Below are 15,901 nucleotides of genomic sequence, written 5' to 3'. Positions count from 1 at the left end.
CGCTTCGTTAACAGATGACTCAGGAGATTCCCATGCGCTTACCTTTTCGCCTGATCGGCGGTGTACTGGTTGCCACCCTGCTCACTCAGATCACCGCGTGCGGTTCGATTTTCTATCCCGACCGGCGCGGCCAGATCGACGGCAAGATCGACCCGGCGATTGCCGTGCTCGATGCCGTGGGCCTGCTGTTCTATATCCTTCCCGGCGTGATCGCGTTTGCCGTGGACTTCGCCACCGGCGCGATCTACTTCGAACCGGGCCACACGGCGCAAGTCGATCCGGCCAAGCTCAAGCAAGCCATCGGCCCGGACGGCCAGGTCGATAACTTGAAGTTGCAGGCTATTCTCGAAACGGAGCTGGGCCGCAATCTGCCGCTGGACGACCCGCGCCTGATCCAGCACAAGGGCAGCACTCAGCAACTGGCGATGTTCGGCCTGCAACCTGCCGCATAAGGAATTGACGCACCCATGACCACAAGCACCGAACACGCCCGCCTGCTGCGGCTGGCGACCCGCGCCTCGGTGGCGGTGGCCTGTACGCTGATCATCGCCAAAGCCATCGCCTGGTGGCTGAGCGGTTCGGTGAGCATGCTCGCCGGCCTCACCGACTCAGCCCTCGATGGCGTCACTTCGTTGCTCAATCTGCTGGCGGTGCACTACGCGCTGCGCCCGGCGGATGACGATCACCGTTATGGCCACGGCAAGGCCGAATCCCTGGCGGGCATGGCGCAGGCGCTGTTCATTGGCGGCAGTGCGGTGCTGATCGCGTTTCAGGCTTATGAGCGCCTGAAACATCCCGAGCCACTCGGCGCGCCGTGGCTGAGCATTGGTGTGATCGTGTTTTCCCTGCTGCTGACTGTCGCACTATTGATGCTGCAGCATCGGGTCATCAAGCAGACCGGCTCCAACGCCGTGCGGGCGGACTCGCTGCATTACCGTTCGGACCTGTTGCTCAACGGCAGCATTCTGATTGCGCTGGTGCTGGCCGGGCTGGGGTTCGAGCAGCTGGATGCGTGGTTCGGTCTGGGGATCGCGGCGTACATCCTATGGAGCGCGATCCAGATCGCCCGGGAAAGTTTTTCGGTGCTGATGGATGAAGAGCTGCCGGCGGATGTCAGTCAGCACATGCTCGAACTGGCCTGCAGCGTGCCGGGCGTGTTGGGCGCGCATGATTTGCGCACACGGATTTCCGGCAATCACTGGTTCGTGCAGTTGCACCTGGAACTGCCGGGGGAACTGACGCTGTCAGTGGCTCACGGCATCAGCGATCAGGCAGCAGATGCCATTCACAAAGCCTACCCACGGGCCGAAGTGCTGGTGCACGCCGACCCGCAGGAAGTGGTCAAAGCCGCTCGGGCTCAGTAGTTGACCTGATAACCGCGACTGCTCAGGCAATTGCCCTGGGCCTGGCGGTAGGCCTGCACCACTTCGGGCGCCGGTTGGTAAGTCGCGGTGCGCGGATTGAAGCCGCTCTGCTGCACCGCGTACTGATAACACTCGTACCCGTCGCGCTGAACCTGCTCCGGTGACTGACCGTTGGCCGGATAGGCCTCCACGTCGTAGCCATTGCCGGTCGGCTGCGGTGGTTGCTGCACCGGCGGTTCGACCACCACGTAATCCTGCGTCGCTTCCTGATAGGCGTAGTACGAGCCGGCGGCGAGGAACAGCAGCGAACCGCCGATCCACACCTCACGAGCGTAATCCGGCAGGTACTGGATGCGAATTCCGCGCGGCGGTTGGACCACGATGTAGCGCGGGCCTTGCGGGCGATACCAGTAGCCGCCGGAGTAGAAATAGTCCTGGCCGCGATACGGCACGCGGTAGTCGCGATCCGGGAAACGATCGATTACATGACCCGGCCGGTATTGCGGACCGGGGCCCCAGCCGTTGCCATGCCCGTCGGGGCGACCCGGCCAGCGGTTGTCGTTGGGGCGGTTGCCGGTCTGCCAGTTCTGGTGATAACCATTCTGCGGACGCTCGTCGCGGTAGTAACCCTGACGCGGTTCCTGGGTCTGGCGCACGGTGTCGGGGCGCGGCTGGATCGGCAGGTCATTGGCCGGCAGTTGCGGCGGCGGTGGCGGCTGGCGCACCGGGTTGGGGTTGTAGGCCGGACGTGGCTGGTTCTGGTTCTGCCACTGGCCATTGTTCGGTTGGCCGCGGTTCTGCTGGCCGTTGTGCTCGAACTGGCGGCTATTGTCGCCACGGATGATGTCGTTGTTCTGCCGCTGCGGATTGTCTTGGCCGCGCTGCTGATTGCCGCCGCCATGCCCCGGATTGTTACCCTGATGCTCCGGCCCGCGTCCGCCGCCGTCGGGGCCGCGATTCTGCGGCTCATCCGCCAGCGCTTGCGCACCGATACTCACACACAGAAAACCAACACTGGCCAGACGCCAGATGCGCGACTTCATGAAATTCCTCACTGCGGACTAGCGCCTGAAATTAAGAGGGCTTGTAGCTAAGACCGGGAATGGACACACCGGGTTCTGCTACAGGTTATCAGTCACGCCATTTATTTATTGAGCGAGATGGGCCAAATCGCGGGCAAGAAAAAAGGGAGACCCGTCGGCCTCCCTTTTAGAGAACTTCGTCCTGGCTCGACGCTTTTGACGTCGGCTCACCTCACGCCGTCTTCTGGACAGTGTGCAGCTCGGGGGCCGGCACAACCCCGGTGGGGGTGGCGGCCGCGGCGGGCCGGATTGGGCGGGCCGCAGTGGACTGTGTTACCGAGCAGTGATTCTGGTGATAAGAATAGGCCCGGAGCTGCGACAGATGATTGCGAAGATTGCTCAAATAAACATCACTTGCGCAATTTTTAACCCTGGATAGATAATCCGCCGCAATAGTTAAGACAAAGGACCGTTTGATGAGCAAACTCGACCGTTACGACCTGAGTATTTTGGCGGAATTGCAGCGCGACGCCCGCATCTCCAACCAGGAACTGGCCGAGCGCATCGGTCTGTCGCCCTCCCCGTGCTCGCGCCGGGTCAAGCAACTGGAGGATGACGGCTACATCTCCCGTCAGGTTGCCCTGCTCGATCGCAAGATGCTCGGCCTGAGCCTGACCGCCTACGTGCTGATCGGCATGGACCGGCACACGCCGGAGCGTTTCGAGAACTTCGAAGCCGCAATCCGCACTTTGCCGCAAGTGCTGGAATGCAGCCTGGTGACCGGGGTGGATGCCGACTATCAGCTGAAAGTGGTGGTGCCGGACATGGATCACTATCAGAAGCTGCTGCTGGGGCATCTGACACGGATCGAAGGCGTGACCAGCGTGCGCTCGAGCTTTGTGCTGAATCAGGTGCTCAACAGCACCGAACTGCCGCTGACTCACCTGCGCAACTGAAATCGACGAATGACTGCGGCACACCGACGCAGGTCAATGCTGCGTCGTTCACCGCTGGCGTATACTCCCGGCCGCCCTTTCAGCCGCGCAGCGCCGGAGATGCCCGATGGATCCAGCAGTATTTGAAGAGTGGATGATGACTGGCCTTGTCAGCATCCTGATCATTTTCATGGGTTTCATCGTCTGGGATCTGGCGAAGAAGTCCAAGGCCGGGCGCTTCGGCTCGTTCATTCTGTTCTTCGTGCTGGGCCTGGGCGTGGCCGCGTTCATCATCAAGAGTGTGGTGATCGGCCTGATCGAGTCCGGCGCCTTATAAGCGCGCCGGCACTTCTTTCCACTGGCCCTGATCGAGCCCTTCGATCGTCCAGTCACCAATCCTGACCCGCACCAGCCGCAACGTCGGCAGCCCCACCGCAGCCGTCATCCGCCGCACCTGGCGGTTGCGCCCTTCGCGAATCACCAGCTCCAGCCAGGTTGTCGGAATCGTTGCGCGAAAGCGTACCGGCGGATTGCGCGGCCACAGCTCGGGCTCATCCAGTTGCCGCGCTTGCGCGGGCAAGGTCATGCCGTCATTCAGCTCGACGCCGTCACGCAGGCGCTGCAACTGCTCGGCTGTCGGCACGCCTTCGACCTGCACCCAATAGGTTTTCGCCAGCTTGTGCTTGGGGTCGGCGATCCGCGCCTGCAACTGGCCGTCGTTGGTCAGCAGCAGTAAACCTTCGCTGTCGCGGTCCAGCCGCCCGGCCGGGTAGATGCCCGGAATGTCGATGTAATCCTTGAGCGTCGCCCGCCCTTCACCGTCGCTGAACTGCGTCAGCACATCGAACGGTTTGTTGAACAGGATCAGCTTCGGCTCAGCGGGCGGTGCCTTGGCGACACGGCGCGGGGCTGAAGAAGCTGGCTTCGCGCCGGGACGGCGGGAAGGTGGACGTTGGGGACGGGACATAAGTGCACAGGCATTTGGCGATCAGGGCTGACAATGCTAGTGCCCCGACCGCCAAATGACCATGACAAACCGTTAGCGGAACGGCGGTTCGTCGAAGCTGCGCAGTTTGCGCGAGTGCAGCGAGTTGAGCTCGGTGCGCAGCAGATCCACCGCTTCAATGCCGATCTTCAAGTGCTGACTGACCGCACGTTCGTAAAACGCGTTGGCCGAACCCGGCAGCTTGATTTCACTGTGCAGCGGCTTGTCCGAAACGCACAGCAACGTGCCGTACGGCACTCGCAGGCGATAACCCTGGGCGGCGATGGTGCCGCTTTCCATGTCCACCGCCACGGCGCGGGACAGGTTGATCAGCGGTCGCTCCTGGGCCCAACGCAGTTCCCAGTTACGGTCGTCGTAGGTCAGCACGGTGCCGGTGCGCAGGCGTTTCTTCAGTTCTTCGCCTTTTTCGCCGGTGATGTTGGCCGCCGCTTGTTGCAGCGCCAGTTGCACTTCGGCCAGGGCCGGAATCGGAATGTTCGGCGGCACCACCCGGTCGAGAATCCCGTCGCGACGCATGTAAGCGTGAGCCAGCACGTAGTCGCCGATGGTCTGCGACTGACGCAGGCCGCCGCAGTGACCGATCATCAGCCAGCAATGCGGACGCAGCACGGCCAGGTGGTCGGTGATGTTCTTGGCATTGGACGGGCCGACGCCGATGTTGACCAAGGTCACGCCGTGGCCATCGCTGGCGATCAGGTGATAGGCCGGCATCTGGTAGCGGTGCCAGACCACACCGGCGGCAATTGCCGAGGCTTCGCCGTGATCCATGCCTTTTTCGATGATCACGTTGCCCGGCAGCACCATGCGCACGAAGCGCGGGTCGCGGCGCAGTTGTTCCAGGCCATGGACGATGAACTGGTCGACATAACGGTGATAGTTGGTCAGCAGAATCCACGGCTGCACATGGCGCCAGTCACTGCCGGTGTAGTGCACCAGACGACGAAGCGAGAAGTCGACGCGCGCCGCATCGAACAGCGCCAGCGGCAGCGGATCGGTGTTTTCCCAGTCGTAGAGGCCATCGGCGATGCCATCGGTGGCGGCGGACAGGTCGGTACTCGGGAACACTCGCGCCAGCACGGCAGCCGTGACGCCGGAGCCGGCCAGTTCATCGCCCTGCTCGACCACATACGGGTACGGAATATTCTGCCCGCTGACCCCGACTTCGACGGTCACGGTGAAGTCGTGCATCAGCGGCGTGAGCTGCTCGAGCAGGTATTTGCGAAACGCCTTCGGATGGGTAACGGTCACGCTGTAGGTGCCCGGCAGCTGCACCTTGGCGTAGGCGCGGGTGGTCTGCGGGACTTCACCCTGGCAGTGGTAGGTCAGACGCAGTTCGGGATAACGGAACAGGGCACGTTGCTCGGCGTCGGGCTCGACGCGGTCCTTGAGGTAACGCTTGAGCGCCGAGTTCAGCGCCGTGGTGGCCTGCTCATGCAGCTCGGCCAGACGATCCACGGCCTGTTCGGCGGTTTGAACGACAATAAACGCTTCGGTCACGATCAGCTTCCTGTGTTCTGACTTGCAGGGCTTCATCTTGCCTGCATCGTGGCGTCACGGAAACAGTGGCGTTGTGGGTTCACCCTAATCTTTCAAACAATGAAGATACCTGTGGGAGCGGGCTTGCCCGCGATGAGGCCATCACATTCAACATCGATGTTGACTGACAGGCCGTCATCGCTGGCAAGCCAGCTCCCACAGGGTATTGCAGTGTGTGGGAGATTTGCTTCAGAAACCCTGCGGTGTCGAGCGAGCGACGATGGCCTCGACATCCAGCCCACGCGGCAACGCGCCGTAGACCCGGCCGCCACCGCTCAGGCGACTGGCGATAAAAGCATCGCTGACCGCCGAATTCCCGGCCTCCAGCAGCAGCTTAGCTTGCAGTCCCAAAGCGATGTCTTCGGTCAATTGCCGAGCGCGGTACTGAATGTCACTGGTGTCCTTGAACTGCGCCTGCAATTGCTGAATGTGCGCGGCCAGACGCTTGTCTCCATGGCCGTCGCCCAACTCGCTGAACAACACATCGAGCACGCCCGGCTCTTTCGACAAGGCGCGCAGCACGTCGAGGCATTGCACATTGCCGGAGCCTTCCCACGTCGAGTTCACCGGTGCCTCGCGGTACAGACGCGGCAGAATGCTGTCTTCGACATACCCGGCGCCGCCCATACACTCGGCGGCTTCGTTGATCATCCCCGGCGCACGTTTGCAGATCCAGTATTTGCCCACCGCTGTCACCAGCCGGGCGAACTGCGCTTCATGGCCGTCGTCCAGATGATCCAGCGCCTTGCCCATGCGCAGGCTCAGAGCCAGCGCGGCTTCGCTTTCCAGCGCCAGATCGGCCAGCACGTTCTGCATCAGCGGTTGTTCGCTGAGCAGTTTGCCGCCGACCTTGCGATGGGCGCAGTGATGGCTGGCCTGGGTCAGCGCCTGACGCATCAGCGAGCTGGAGCCGACCATGCAGTCGAAACGGGTCATCGCCACCATCTCGATGATGGTCGGCACGCCGCGTCCTTCCTCGCCGACCATCCACGCCAGCGCACCACGGAACTCCACTTCGCTGGAGGCGTTGGACTGGTTGCCGAGCTTGTTCTTCAGACGCTGGATGTAGAACTGGTTGCGCGTGTCGTCCGGACGATGGCGCGGCAGCAGGAAACAGCTCAGGCCCTTGTCGGTCTGCGCCAGCGTCAGGAACGCATCACACATCGGCGCCGAACAGAACCACTTGTGCCCCACCAGTTCATAAGCCTGGCCCGGGCCACTGGCGCCGACCGGATAAGCCTTGGTGGTGTTGGCGCGCACGTCGGTGCCGCCCTGCTTCTCGGTCATCGCCATGCCGATGGTTACGCCAGCCTTGTGGGCCATGCCGACATTGCGCGGGTCGTATTCGGTGGCAAGGACTTTCGGCAGCCATTGCTCAGCCAGATTCGGCTGTAAACGCAGCGCGGGGACACTGGCGAAGGTCATGGTCAGCGGGCAACCGCTGCCGGCCTCGGCCTGGCTGTGCAGGTAGGTCATGGAGGCGCGGGCGACATGGGCGCCATCCTGTGGATGAGCCCAGGGCAGCGAGGTCAAGCCATGTTCGATAGCGGTGCGCATCAGCTCGTGATACGCCGGGTGAAATTCCACCAGATCGATGCGATGACCGTAGCGGTCATGGCTGGCGAACACCGGTTTGTTTTGATTGGCGAGGAACCCGGCCTCCATCAACGGGCCGCCGGCCAAGGCGCCGTAAGCGTCGATCCGCGACTCGGCCCAACCGGCGCCGAACCGCCGCGACCACTCCTGCAATGGCAGGTCGATGCGGTAGAGGTTGGTGCCGTCCAGCGACGGTGGCTGGTTGGTGACTTCGTGGGTTTCGGCGAACTGATGCAGGTTCATGACGGGGCTCCTTGATCGGCCAGAGCTTCAGTTAAGCACCGCCCCGGAATCGATCAAAGTGTCATATCGGCCTAAATACCGGCGCTTTCACCCTGTCAGCAACTCAACACCCGCCGCTGCATCGCCACCTGCAGATCCTCGAATTTCACCGGTTTGCTCAGGTAGTCGATCGAGCCACCCGAGGCACAATGCTCGCGATCCGCCCCCAGCGCGATCATGAACACCGGCAGATGAGCGCATCCCGGCAGGTCACGAATCTGGCAACACAGCGATGCCCCGTCGAGCGGCGGCAACTGGCAGTCGATCAGCACCGCATCGAAGCGCTCGCGCCGCAAACAGTCGAGCGCCGCCGCGCCGTGGTCGGCAGTGCGCACCCGAAATCCGAGCTTGAGCAACATGCCGCGCATCACCAACTGGTTGACGCTGTTGTCGTCCACCAGCAGCACGGTGCAATCCTGCGGCGCGCGCACGGTGTCGCGGCTGAACACCGGCACGGCTTCAACTTCCGGCAACTTAAACTCGACATCCAGTTGAAAGCGGCTGCCACTCCCCGGTTCGGAACGGTGCGTGAGCTTGCCACCGAGCAATTCCACCAGTTGACGGCAGATCGCCAGGCCGACGCCCAGCCCGCCATATTCGCGGGTCATCGAGCCGTCGAGCTGGAAGAACCGCTGATACATCGTCGCCTCGCCCAGATCGGTAAAACCGATGCCGGTGTCGATCACCGCGAAGGACAGCGCCAGGCGATTGTCCGTCGACGGTTTGCCGGTGACCCGCAAGGCGAGGCCGCCGACGCGGGTGAACTTGATCGCGTTGTCCAGCAGGCATTCCAGGCATTGCGCGAGTTTGGCGCTGTCGCCGTGCAGGCGATCCGGCAGGGTCGGCAGCACGTCGACCTTGAAGTCCAGCGACTTGCTCGAAGCATTGCCATCGAACTGAATCCGCAACGCCTCGACCACCCCGCGCAGGCTGAAACTGCCCGGCGTGGCTTTGAGCTTGCCGGCCTGCAATTCGGTCAGGGTCAGGATGCCGTTGACCATGCGCATCATGTCCCGCGCTGAACCGGCGGCGGTCTGCTGGTATTGCTCCAGCTCCGGATCGAGTTCGACGGTCTGCATCAGCTCCAGCGAACCGATCACCCCGTTCATCGGCGTGCGCAGTTCGTGGGTCAGGGTCGCGAGGAATTCGTCCTTGAGCTTGTTGCTGTGGGCCAATTGCTGGTTCAGCACTTCAAGTTTCTGGCCGGCGTCGAACAGGGTCTGCGCCTGTTGTTCGCGCATGGCGTTGATGCGGTCGGCCAGGGCCAGTGACAGCAGCGCCACTTCGATGGCCGAACCGATCTGGCTGGCGTACATGGTCAGGAACACATTCGGCAGCAAACCCAGCACCATCATGGTGTTGACGATGCCGCCGATCAGGAACGCCGACCAGGCAATGATGAAATAGCGCGCCACCCGCAGACCGCGCCACCAGGCGAGGATCCCGGCGGCGAAGATCACCACGGTAAAGGTCAGGGCCAGGGTCGTCGCCAAACGCAGGGCCAGGCCATAACTGGTCATCAACGACAGACCGATCACCACGGCGCCAAAAACAATCAGGGCGATCAGCAGACGATCGAGCCAACGGCTGTGGTTCTTCGTCTGCAAGAAACTGCGGGCGAACTGGCTGCCGAACAGCCCCGCACAACCGATGAAGAACGGCGTGGCGGCGTTGGCCCACCACGGGTTATCCGGCCAGAAATACTCGACCGCCGCGCCGTTGACCGAGAGCTGATAAAGGCCGAACGAAGCGATATAGAAGATGTAATAGAGGTAACTGGTGTCGCGCACGCTGAGGTAGATGAACAGGTTGTAGACCAGCATCCCCAGCAGCACGCCATAAATGATCCCCAGCACGTACAGGCGCACCGGCTGGTCTTCAAGGTACGCGGTGCTCGACCACAACGTCACCGGCGCCTGGATCGAGCCTTCGCTGGACAACCGCAGGTAAACGGTTCGTTGCTGATCCGGCTTGAACGCCAGGTCGAACAGGTAATTGTTCTGGCGGATCTCGCGACTGGCGAACGGCAAGGCGTCCCCTGTCTGTCGCACCAGACGGTAGTCACCGGCCGCATCGGGCAGATACAGGTCGAGATGATCGAGCGGCGGATACGCCAGTTCCAGCAGCCAGCTGCGCTGCGCCGACGGGTTGGTCGGGCGGTAATGCAGGTCGATCTTCAGCCAGAACGCCGAGCGCGAATAACCGGCATTGAGCGTGGCTTTGTCATGGGGTTTGAAGTTTCCGGCGGCGGCTTGCGCGCGGACGTCGGCAATGCTCGCCTGACCGCTCGGGTCTTCGAACACTTGCAGGGATCGACCCAGCGGGAGGCTCTGGGTGAACTCGTCGAACTCGACGGCGCTTGCCAGGAGGGGCAAGCAGAACAGCAACATCAACAAATAGCGCATTGAAGCCCCAGCGTGGCTTGGCCGGTTGTGTCAGGAAGCCCCCCATTCCCTTTGAGATGACGTAAAACCGGTATTACCTGTTATTGGTTTGGATCCACTCTAGCATAGCCGTTGATGGCCATTGAGCACCATGGAAATTTTTCCCACAAAGGCTCTAGAACGGGCGTTCCAGAGCAAAACACCGGGCTAGAGCTGTTGGCTCGGTCAGATTGTGACAAGCGCTGTGGATCTCGCTACCCGGGTTATCGGCCGCGCACTGCGCCACAACACCCGGAAAACAGGTTTGGTGGTAAGCTCGCGCACCATGAATATCTACAGCTCACGCCCCGTTGTCCTCTGTCTCTCCGGCCACGACCCCAGTGGTGGCGCCGGCCTGCAGGCAGATATCGAAGCCCTGCTCGCTCAGGGTTGCCATGCGGCTCCGGCCGTCACCGCCCTGACCGTGCAAGACACCGTCAACGTCACCGACTTTCGCGTCCTCGACCGTGAGTGGGTACTGGCCCAGGCCAATGCCGTGCTCAACGACTCCGAAGTCGCGGCGGTGAAACTGGGCATGCTCGGTTCCCTGGAAATGGTCGACACCGTCGTCGAACTGCTCCAGGCGCACCCGCACTTGCCAGTGGTCTGCGACCCGGTGCTGCGTGCCGGCGGCGGCGGACGCCTGGGCAAGGACGAAGTCGGCTACGCCATGCGCGAACGCCTGCTGCCGCTGTCGATCATCGCCACCCCCAACCTTCCCGAAGCCCGGATCCTTGCCGAACTGCCGGAAGGCACCGCGGACGAGTGCGCTGAAAAACTCCTGCCGTTCATCAAGAACCTGCTGATCACCGGCGGTCACGGCGACGAAACCGAAATCCACAACCGCCTGTACAGCCGCGACGGTCTGCGCGAAACCTTCAAGTGCCAGCGCCTGCCGGGCAGCTATCACGGTTCCGGCTGCACCCTGGCCAGCACCCTCGCCGGCCGCCTGGCACTGGGCGAAAACCTCGCCAGCGCGGTGCGTACTGCGCTGGATTACACCTGGCGCACCCTGCGCGATGCCGAACAGCTGGGCAAAGGCCAGTTCGTGCCGCGTCGTCTGCCGCTGGATTTCTGTTCCTGATGTTCCGAGCCTGAGGTCTGCGCGATGAAACTACGTGGCCTGTATGCCATCACCGACAGCCAGTTGCTGGCCGGCAAGTTTCTGTCCTACGTGGAGGCGGCGCTGGAAGGCGGCGTCACCCTGCTGCAATACCGCGACAAGAGCAGCGACGAGGCTCGCCGTCTGCGTGAGGCCGAAGCCCTGCGCGATCTGTGCGAGCGCTACAAGACGCAACTGATCATCAACGATGACGCCGAACTGGCCGCGCGCCTCAACGTCGGCGTGCACCTGGGCCAGACCGACGGCCCGCTGTCGCCGACCCGCGCCCTGCTCGGCTCCAAGGCGATCATCGGTTCGACCTGCCACGCGCAGCTGGAACTGGCCGAACAGGCCGCCAGGGAAGGCGCGAGTTACGTCGCCTTCGGTCGGTTCTTCAATTCCAACACCAAACCCGGTGCACCGAGTTGCAGCCTCGATCTGCTCGACGAGGCCAAACGCACCCTGCACCTGCCGATCTGCGCGATTGGCGGCATCACCCTCGACAACGCCGCGCCGCTGGTGGCGCACGGTGTCGATCTGCTGGCCGTGGTCCATGGCCTGTTCGGCGCCGACAGCAGCGCCGAAGTGACCCGCCGCGCCCGCGCCTTCAATGAATTATTAAAAGTCTGAGAGCCCGATCATGTCTCGTTCCGAAACCCTGTTTGCCAACGCCCAGAAACACATTCCCGGTGGCGTGAACTCGCCGGTGCGCGCGTTCAAGAGCGTTGGCGGCACGCCGCTGTTCTTCAAGCACGCCGAAGGCGCCTACGTCACTGACGAAGACGACAAGCGTTATGTGGATTACGTCGGCTCCTGGGGCCCGATGATCCTCGGCCACAGCCACCCGGACGTGCTGGACGCAGTGCGTAACCAGTTACAGCACGGCCTGTCCTACGGCGCGCCGACCGCGATGGAAACCGAGATGGCCGATCTGGTCTGCTCGCTAGTGCCGTCGATGGAGATGGTGCGCATGGTCAGCTCCGGCACCGAAGCGACCATGAGCGCGATCCGTCTGGCCCGTGGTTTCACCGGCCGCGACAGCATCATCAAGTTCGAAGGCTGCTACCACGGTCACTCCGACAGCCTGCTGGTCAAGGCCGGCTCCGGCGCACTGACCCAAGGCGTACCAAGCTCGGCCGGTGTGCCGGCAGCGTTCGCCAAACACACCCTGACCCTGCCGTTCAACGACATCGACGCGGTTGAAAAAATGCTCGCCGAAGTCGGCCAGGACGTCGCGTGCATCATCGTCGAGCCAGTGGCCGGCAACATGAACTGCGTACCGCCGGCGCCGGGTTTCCTCGAAGGCCTGCGCAGCCTGTGCGACAAGCACGGCGTGGTGCTGATTTTCGACGAAGTGATGACCGGTTTCCGCGTCGCCCTCGGCGGTGCCCAGGCCTACTACGGCGTGACCCCGGACCTGACCACCTTCGGCAAGATCATCGGCGGCGGCATGCCGGTCGGCTGCTTCGGCGGCAAGCGCTCGATCATGGAGCGCATCGCGCCGCTGGGCCCGGTCTATCAGGCAGGCACCCTGTCGGGCAACCCGCTGGCGATGGCCGCCGGCCTGACCACCCTGCGCCTGATCAGCCGTCCGGGTTTCCACGCCGAGCTGACCGATTACACCACGCGTCTGCTCGACGGCCTGCAACAGCGCGCCGATGCCGCCGGCATTCCGTTCGTGACCACCCAGGCGGGCGGCATGTTCGGTCTGTACTTCAGCGGTGCCGACGACATTGTTACGTTTGAAGACGTAATGGCCAGCGATGCAGCGCTGTTCGGCCGCTTCTTCCACCTGATGCTGGAAGGTGGCGTGTACCTGGCACCGAGCGCCTTCGAAGCCGGTTTCACCTCGATCGCCCATGGCGAAGCCGAGCTGAAACTGACCCTCGACGCCGCCGAACGCGCCTTCGCCAAGTTGAGGTAAAACGCCCCGCCGCTGACGTTGGCCATTGCCAGCGTCAGCGTTCTCCTACATCTGCACGCCTTTTCCGACACGCCTGCCAAAAATCTCCCATAAAGTGGGCGATATATTTCCCGCGCAGCAGAAAATCGAGTAAAGACTTTGTAAGGATGGCCCTGCTTATTTCATAATGCGCGCTTATTGGATCCCTCGACGGGTCCGCGCGCCCTTCAGAGGTAAGTCGATTCCCATGAACCGCACCGGCCGCACCCTTGCCTTGGGCTGCCTGTTGCTCCTTCAGCCGCTGCTCGCACATGCACAAGCAGGCGGCAACTCGTTGTTGATCCCGGCGATGGGTCGCTGCACCCTCAATACTCAGCCGCAAGATGTCACGCAGGCCCTCGCCGCCTGCCAAAAGGCAGCGGATGAAGGGGATGCGCAAGCGCAATACGAGTTGGGTGAGTTCTACTACGACGGCAAGAATGCGCCGCGCGACCTCAATCAAGCCCTGAGCTATTTCGAAAAGGCCTCGCTGCAGGGCCATGCCCAGGCGCAGTTCAAGCTCGGCACCATGTTCTTCCACGGCGAAGGCGTGCAGGCCAACAACATTCAGGCGTACATTGTGCTGAAGATGGCGGCGGTCAACGGCGCAGAAGATGCACTGGACACCGCCGACGAAGTCTCCGAAAAAATGTCCCGCGAAGATCTCGAAACCGCGACCCAGGTGCTCGGGCAAATTTTCCGTAAATACCTGATGGAACTGCAAAGCGCCGACGGGCGTACGCCGTTCTCGCCCCTGCCCTGATTTCTCTATAGATTTTTCTGGCCTCTTCGCGAGCAAGCCCGCTCCCACATTGGATTGCATTCCCCTGTGGGAGCGGGCTTGCTCGCGAATGAGGCGACTCGGTCTTACGGTTTACTTCTCAGGCATCGGCATCGGAAACGGCATCACGTTACCAACGCCGCCACGGGCTTCGCTGATCTTCGGCGTTCCCAGACGCTCGACCTCGTCGATGCGTACGATCGAGTGCATCGGCACAAAGCTGCGCACCACGCCTTCGAACTGCGCCTTGAGCTTTTCTTCGCTCGGGTCGACGACCACTTGCGTGCGCTCGCCAAAGACGAACTCTTCCACTTCCAGGAAGCCCCACAGATCACTTTGATAGATCTGTTTGGCGTACATTTCGAACACCTGGCCCTGGTTGAGGAAAATCACCTTGTAGATTGGAGCTTCGCGTTTGGTCATGGCGGGCAGACAGCATCGGGGTAAAAATGAGGGCGCGAACTATAGCATAGCCACCGGACGCACAGCGGTAGGAACCTGGGGACATGTTCCCTATAATGCGCGGTTCTTTGAACCACGTGACGACCCTATTCCATGGCCAAGAAGCTTTACATCGAAACCCACGGTTGCCAGATGAACGAGTACGACAGCTCGCGCATGGTCGATCTGCTGGGCGAACACCAGGCCCTGGAAGTCACGGCGCGCGCCGAAGATGCCGACGTGATTCTGCTCAACACCTGCTCGATTCGCGAACGCGCCCAGGACCGGGTGTACTCCCAGCTCGGCCGCTGGCGCGAACTGAAACTGGCGAACCCGGACATGGTGATCGCCGTCGGCGGTTGCGTGGCCAGCCAGGAGGGCGCGGCGATCCGTGATCGCGCCCCGTACGTCGACGTGGTATTCGGCCCGCAGACCCTGCACCGCCTGCCGGAAATGATCGACGCCGCGCGCATCAGCAAGCTGCCGCAAGTCGACGTCTCGTTCCCGGAAATCGAAAAATTCGACCATCTGCCCGAGCCGCGCATCGACGGCCCCAGCGCCTACGTGTCGGTGATGGAAGGCTGCAGCAAGTACTGCACGTTCTGCGTGGTGCCTTACACCCGCGGCGAAGAAGTCAGCCGCCCGTTCGACGACGTGATCGCCGAGATCATCCACCTGGCCGAAAACGGTGTGCGTGAAGTGACCCTGCTGGGGCAGAACGTCAACGGTTATCGCGGGTTGACCCACGACGGTCGCCTGGCGGATCTGGCGGAATTGATCCGTGTGGTCGCGGCGGTCGACGGCATCGACCGCATTCGCTACACCACTTCGCACCCGCTGGAGTTCTCCGACAGCCTGATCCAGGCCCACGCCGAAGTGCCGGAACTGGTCAAGCACCTGCACTTGCCGGTGCAGTCGGGTTCGGACCGGATCCTGGCCGCGATGAAGCGCAACCACACGGCGCTGGAGTACAAATCCAAGCTGCGCAAATTGCGCGCCGCCGTACCGGGGATCTGCATCAGCTCGGACTTCATCGTCGGCTTCCCGGGCGAAACCGAGAAAGACTTCGAACAGACCATGAAGCTGATTGCCGACGTCGGTTTCGACTTTTCCTACTCGTTCGTCTACAGCCAGCGCCCGGGCACCCCGGCCGCCGATCTGGCCGACGACACCCCGGAAGAACTGAAGAAAGAACGCCTGAACGCCTTGCAGCACCGTTTGAATCAGCAAGGGTTCGAGATCAGCCGACAAATGGTCGGTTCGATCCAGCGGATTCTGGTGACCGATTATTCGAAGAAAGACCCGGGCGAACTGCAAGGGCGCACCGAGAATAACCGTATCGTCAACTTCCGCTGCGACAATCCCACACTGATCGGCCAGTTCGCCGACGTGCACATCGACGCGGCGCAACCGCACTCGCTGCGCGGCTCGCTGATCCAGTAACACCGCATATTTCCCTTGTGGGAGCGGG

The 15,901-nt window shown here is 62.3% G+C and carries 15 protein-coding genes; 9 read left to right on the top strand and 6 right to left on the bottom strand.

Going from position 1 to position 15,901, the window contains the following annotated elements; translation table 11 throughout:
* The first annotated feature begins 32 nt into the window (after positions 1–32).
* Together ACTJK9_RS24995 and ACTJK9_RS24990 are read left to right on the top strand one after the other, a co-directional pair.
* Positions 33–452 carry a hypothetical protein gene (locus tag ACTJK9_RS24995; protein WP_039771823.1) on the top strand — a complete coding sequence of 140 codons (420 nt, stop codon included), beginning with the start codon at positions 33–35 and terminating at the stop codon, positions 450–452.
* Between the two features lie 15 nt (positions 453–467).
* A complete protein-coding gene (locus ACTJK9_RS24990; protein ID WP_221398161.1) occupies positions 468–1,364 on the top strand; it encodes a cation diffusion facilitator family transporter in 897 nt (298 codons plus the stop codon).
* Here the strand turns inward: ACTJK9_RS24990 and ACTJK9_RS24985 are convergent.
* The gene (locus ACTJK9_RS24985) at positions 1,358–2,407 is read right to left on the bottom strand and encodes a DUF6515 family protein (RefSeq protein ID WP_085612564.1); all 1,050 of its coding nucleotides are present in this window, start codon (positions 2,405–2,407) and stop codon (positions 1,358–1,360) included. The genes ACTJK9_RS24990 and ACTJK9_RS24985 overlap by 7 nt on opposite strands.
* Before the next feature lie 455 nt (positions 2,408–2,862).
* Here ACTJK9_RS24985 and ACTJK9_RS24980 point away from each other — a divergent pair, with 455 nt between their 5' ends.
* Together ACTJK9_RS24980 and ACTJK9_RS24975 are read left to right on the top strand one after the other, a co-directional pair.
* Positions 2,863–3,342, top strand: coding sequence for an Lrp/AsnC family transcriptional regulator (locus ACTJK9_RS24980; RefSeq protein WP_008081091.1), 480 nt, complete (start codon positions 2,863–2,865; stop codon positions 3,340–3,342).
* Between the two features lie 106 nt (positions 3,343–3,448).
* Positions 3,449–3,658, top strand: a complete 210-nt coding sequence (locus tag ACTJK9_RS24975; protein ID WP_003228500.1) for a DUF2788 domain-containing protein — start codon at positions 3,449–3,451, stop codon at positions 3,656–3,658.
* Here the strand turns inward: ACTJK9_RS24975 and ACTJK9_RS24970 are convergent.
* The 4 genes from ACTJK9_RS24970 to ACTJK9_RS24955 all read right to left on the bottom strand — a co-directional run bounded on the left by ACTJK9_RS24970 (position 3,653) and on the right by ACTJK9_RS24955 (position 10,146).
* The gene (locus ACTJK9_RS24970) at positions 3,653–4,288 is read right to left on the bottom strand and encodes a pseudouridine synthase (RefSeq protein ID WP_085612563.1); all 636 of its coding nucleotides are present in this window, start codon (positions 4,286–4,288) and stop codon (positions 3,653–3,655) included. The two genes, ACTJK9_RS24975 and ACTJK9_RS24970, sit on opposite strands and share 6 nt — an antisense overlap.
* A 72-nt stretch (positions 4,289–4,360) precedes the next feature.
* Positions 4,361–5,860: an AMP nucleosidase gene (gene amn / locus ACTJK9_RS24965; RefSeq protein ID WP_178076482.1), complete on the bottom strand. Its 1,500-nt coding sequence runs from the start codon at positions 5,858–5,860 to the stop codon at positions 4,361–4,363.
* A 192-nt stretch (positions 5,861–6,052) separates the two neighbouring features.
* A complete protein-coding gene (locus ACTJK9_RS24960; protein WP_440816952.1) occupies positions 6,053–7,702 on the bottom strand; it encodes an acyl-CoA dehydrogenase family protein in 1,650 nt (549 codons plus the stop codon).
* A 95-nt stretch (positions 7,703–7,797) separates the two neighbouring features.
* Positions 7,798–10,146 (bottom strand): 7TM diverse intracellular signaling domain-containing protein, encoded by a 2,349-nt coding sequence (locus tag ACTJK9_RS24955; RefSeq protein WP_440816949.1) that lies wholly within the window; start codon positions 10,144–10,146, stop codon positions 7,798–7,800.
* Positions 10,147–10,450: 304 nt separating this feature from the next.
* Here ACTJK9_RS24955 and ACTJK9_RS24950 point away from each other — a divergent pair, with 304 nt between their 5' ends.
* From ACTJK9_RS24950 to ACTJK9_RS24935, 4 genes are all read left to right on the top strand, one after another.
* On the top strand, positions 10,451–11,248 hold the full coding sequence (locus tag ACTJK9_RS24950) for a hydroxymethylpyrimidine/phosphomethylpyrimidine kinase (protein WP_039771996.1): 798 nt from the start codon (positions 10,451–10,453) through the stop codon (positions 11,246–11,248).
* A 24-nt stretch (positions 11,249–11,272) separates the two neighbouring features.
* A complete protein-coding gene (gene thiE, locus ACTJK9_RS24945; protein WP_085612558.1) occupies positions 11,273–11,896 on the top strand; it encodes a thiamine phosphate synthase in 624 nt (207 codons plus the stop codon).
* Positions 11,897–11,906: 10 nt separating this feature from the next.
* A complete protein-coding gene (hemL, locus tag ACTJK9_RS24940) occupies positions 11,907–13,190 on the top strand; it encodes a glutamate-1-semialdehyde 2,1-aminomutase (protein WP_440816946.1) in 1,284 nt (427 codons plus the stop codon).
* Positions 13,191–13,416: 226 nt separating this feature from the next.
* Positions 13,417–13,971, top strand: coding sequence for a tetratricopeptide repeat protein (locus ACTJK9_RS24935; protein WP_003228518.1), 555 nt, complete (start codon positions 13,417–13,419; stop codon positions 13,969–13,971).
* Positions 13,972–14,082: 111 nt separating this feature from the next.
* Here the strand turns inward: ACTJK9_RS24935 and ACTJK9_RS24930 are convergent, their stop codons facing one another.
* Positions 14,083–14,412 (bottom strand): DUF1820 family protein, encoded by a 330-nt coding sequence (locus tag ACTJK9_RS24930; protein ID WP_027617776.1) that lies wholly within the window; start codon positions 14,410–14,412, stop codon positions 14,083–14,085.
* Between the two features lie 132 nt (positions 14,413–14,544).
* On the opposite strand from ACTJK9_RS24930, the gene miaB reads away from it, so the two are divergent.
* Complete coding sequence (miaB, locus tag ACTJK9_RS24925) at positions 14,545–15,873, top strand: tRNA (N6-isopentenyl adenosine(37)-C2)-methylthiotransferase MiaB (protein ID WP_064382169.1); 1,329 nt, start codon at positions 14,545–14,547, stop codon at positions 15,871–15,873.
* Positions 15,874–15,901 lie beyond the last annotated feature (28 nt).

Origin of the sequence: Pseudomonas sp. 22082, assembly GCF_052046055.1 — a bacterium.
Taxonomy (GTDB): domain Bacteria; phylum Pseudomonadota; class Gammaproteobacteria; order Pseudomonadales; family Pseudomonadaceae; genus Aquipseudomonas; species Aquipseudomonas pharyngis.
The sequence above is the reverse complement of the archived record's forward strand: the minus strand, read 5'-3'. Positions and strand labels throughout refer to the sequence as shown.

Bases quoted from the DNA above. Each gene is read 5' to 3' on its own strand.
- ACTJK9_RS24995 (WP_039771823.1), top strand. From the start codon at position 33: ATGCGCTTACCTTTTCGCCTGATCGGCGGTGTACTGGTTGCCACCCTG.
- ACTJK9_RS24990 (WP_221398161.1), top strand. From the start codon at position 468: ATGACCACAAGCACCGAACACGCCCGCCTGCTGCGGCTGGCGACCCGC.
- ACTJK9_RS24985 (WP_085612564.1), bottom strand. From the start codon at position 2,407: ATGAAGTCGCGCATCTGGCGTCTGGCCAGTGTTGGTTTTCTGTGTGTG.
- ACTJK9_RS24980 (WP_008081091.1), top strand. From the start codon at position 2,863: ATGAGCAAACTCGACCGTTACGACCTGAGTATTTTGGCGGAATTGCAG.
- ACTJK9_RS24975 (WP_003228500.1), top strand. From the start codon at position 3,449: ATGGATCCAGCAGTATTTGAAGAGTGGATGATGACTGGCCTTGTCAGC.
- ACTJK9_RS24970 (WP_085612563.1), bottom strand. From the start codon at position 4,288: ATGTCCCGTCCCCAACGTCCACCTTCCCGCCGTCCCGGCGCGAAGCCA.
- amn (WP_178076482.1), bottom strand. From the start codon at position 5,860: ATGAAGCCCTGCAAGTCAGAACACAGGAAGCTGATCGTGACCGAAGCG.
- ACTJK9_RS24960 (WP_440816952.1), bottom strand. From the start codon at position 7,702: ATGAACCTGCATCAGTTCGCCGAAACCCACGAAGTCACCAACCAGCCA.
- ACTJK9_RS24955 (WP_440816949.1), bottom strand. From the start codon at position 10,146: ATGCGCTATTTGTTGATGTTGCTGTTCTGCTTGCCCCTCCTGGCAAGC.
- ACTJK9_RS24950 (WP_039771996.1), top strand. From the start codon at position 10,451: ATGAATATCTACAGCTCACGCCCCGTTGTCCTCTGTCTCTCCGGCCAC.
- thiE (WP_085612558.1), top strand. From the start codon at position 11,273: ATGAAACTACGTGGCCTGTATGCCATCACCGACAGCCAGTTGCTGGCC.
- hemL (WP_440816946.1), top strand. From the start codon at position 11,907: ATGTCTCGTTCCGAAACCCTGTTTGCCAACGCCCAGAAACACATTCCC.
- ACTJK9_RS24935 (WP_003228518.1), top strand. From the start codon at position 13,417: ATGAACCGCACCGGCCGCACCCTTGCCTTGGGCTGCCTGTTGCTCCTT.
- ACTJK9_RS24930 (WP_027617776.1), bottom strand. From the start codon at position 14,412: ATGACCAAACGCGAAGCTCCAATCTACAAGGTGATTTTCCTCAACCAG.
- miaB (WP_064382169.1), top strand. From the start codon at position 14,545: ATGGCCAAGAAGCTTTACATCGAAACCCACGGTTGCCAGATGAACGAG.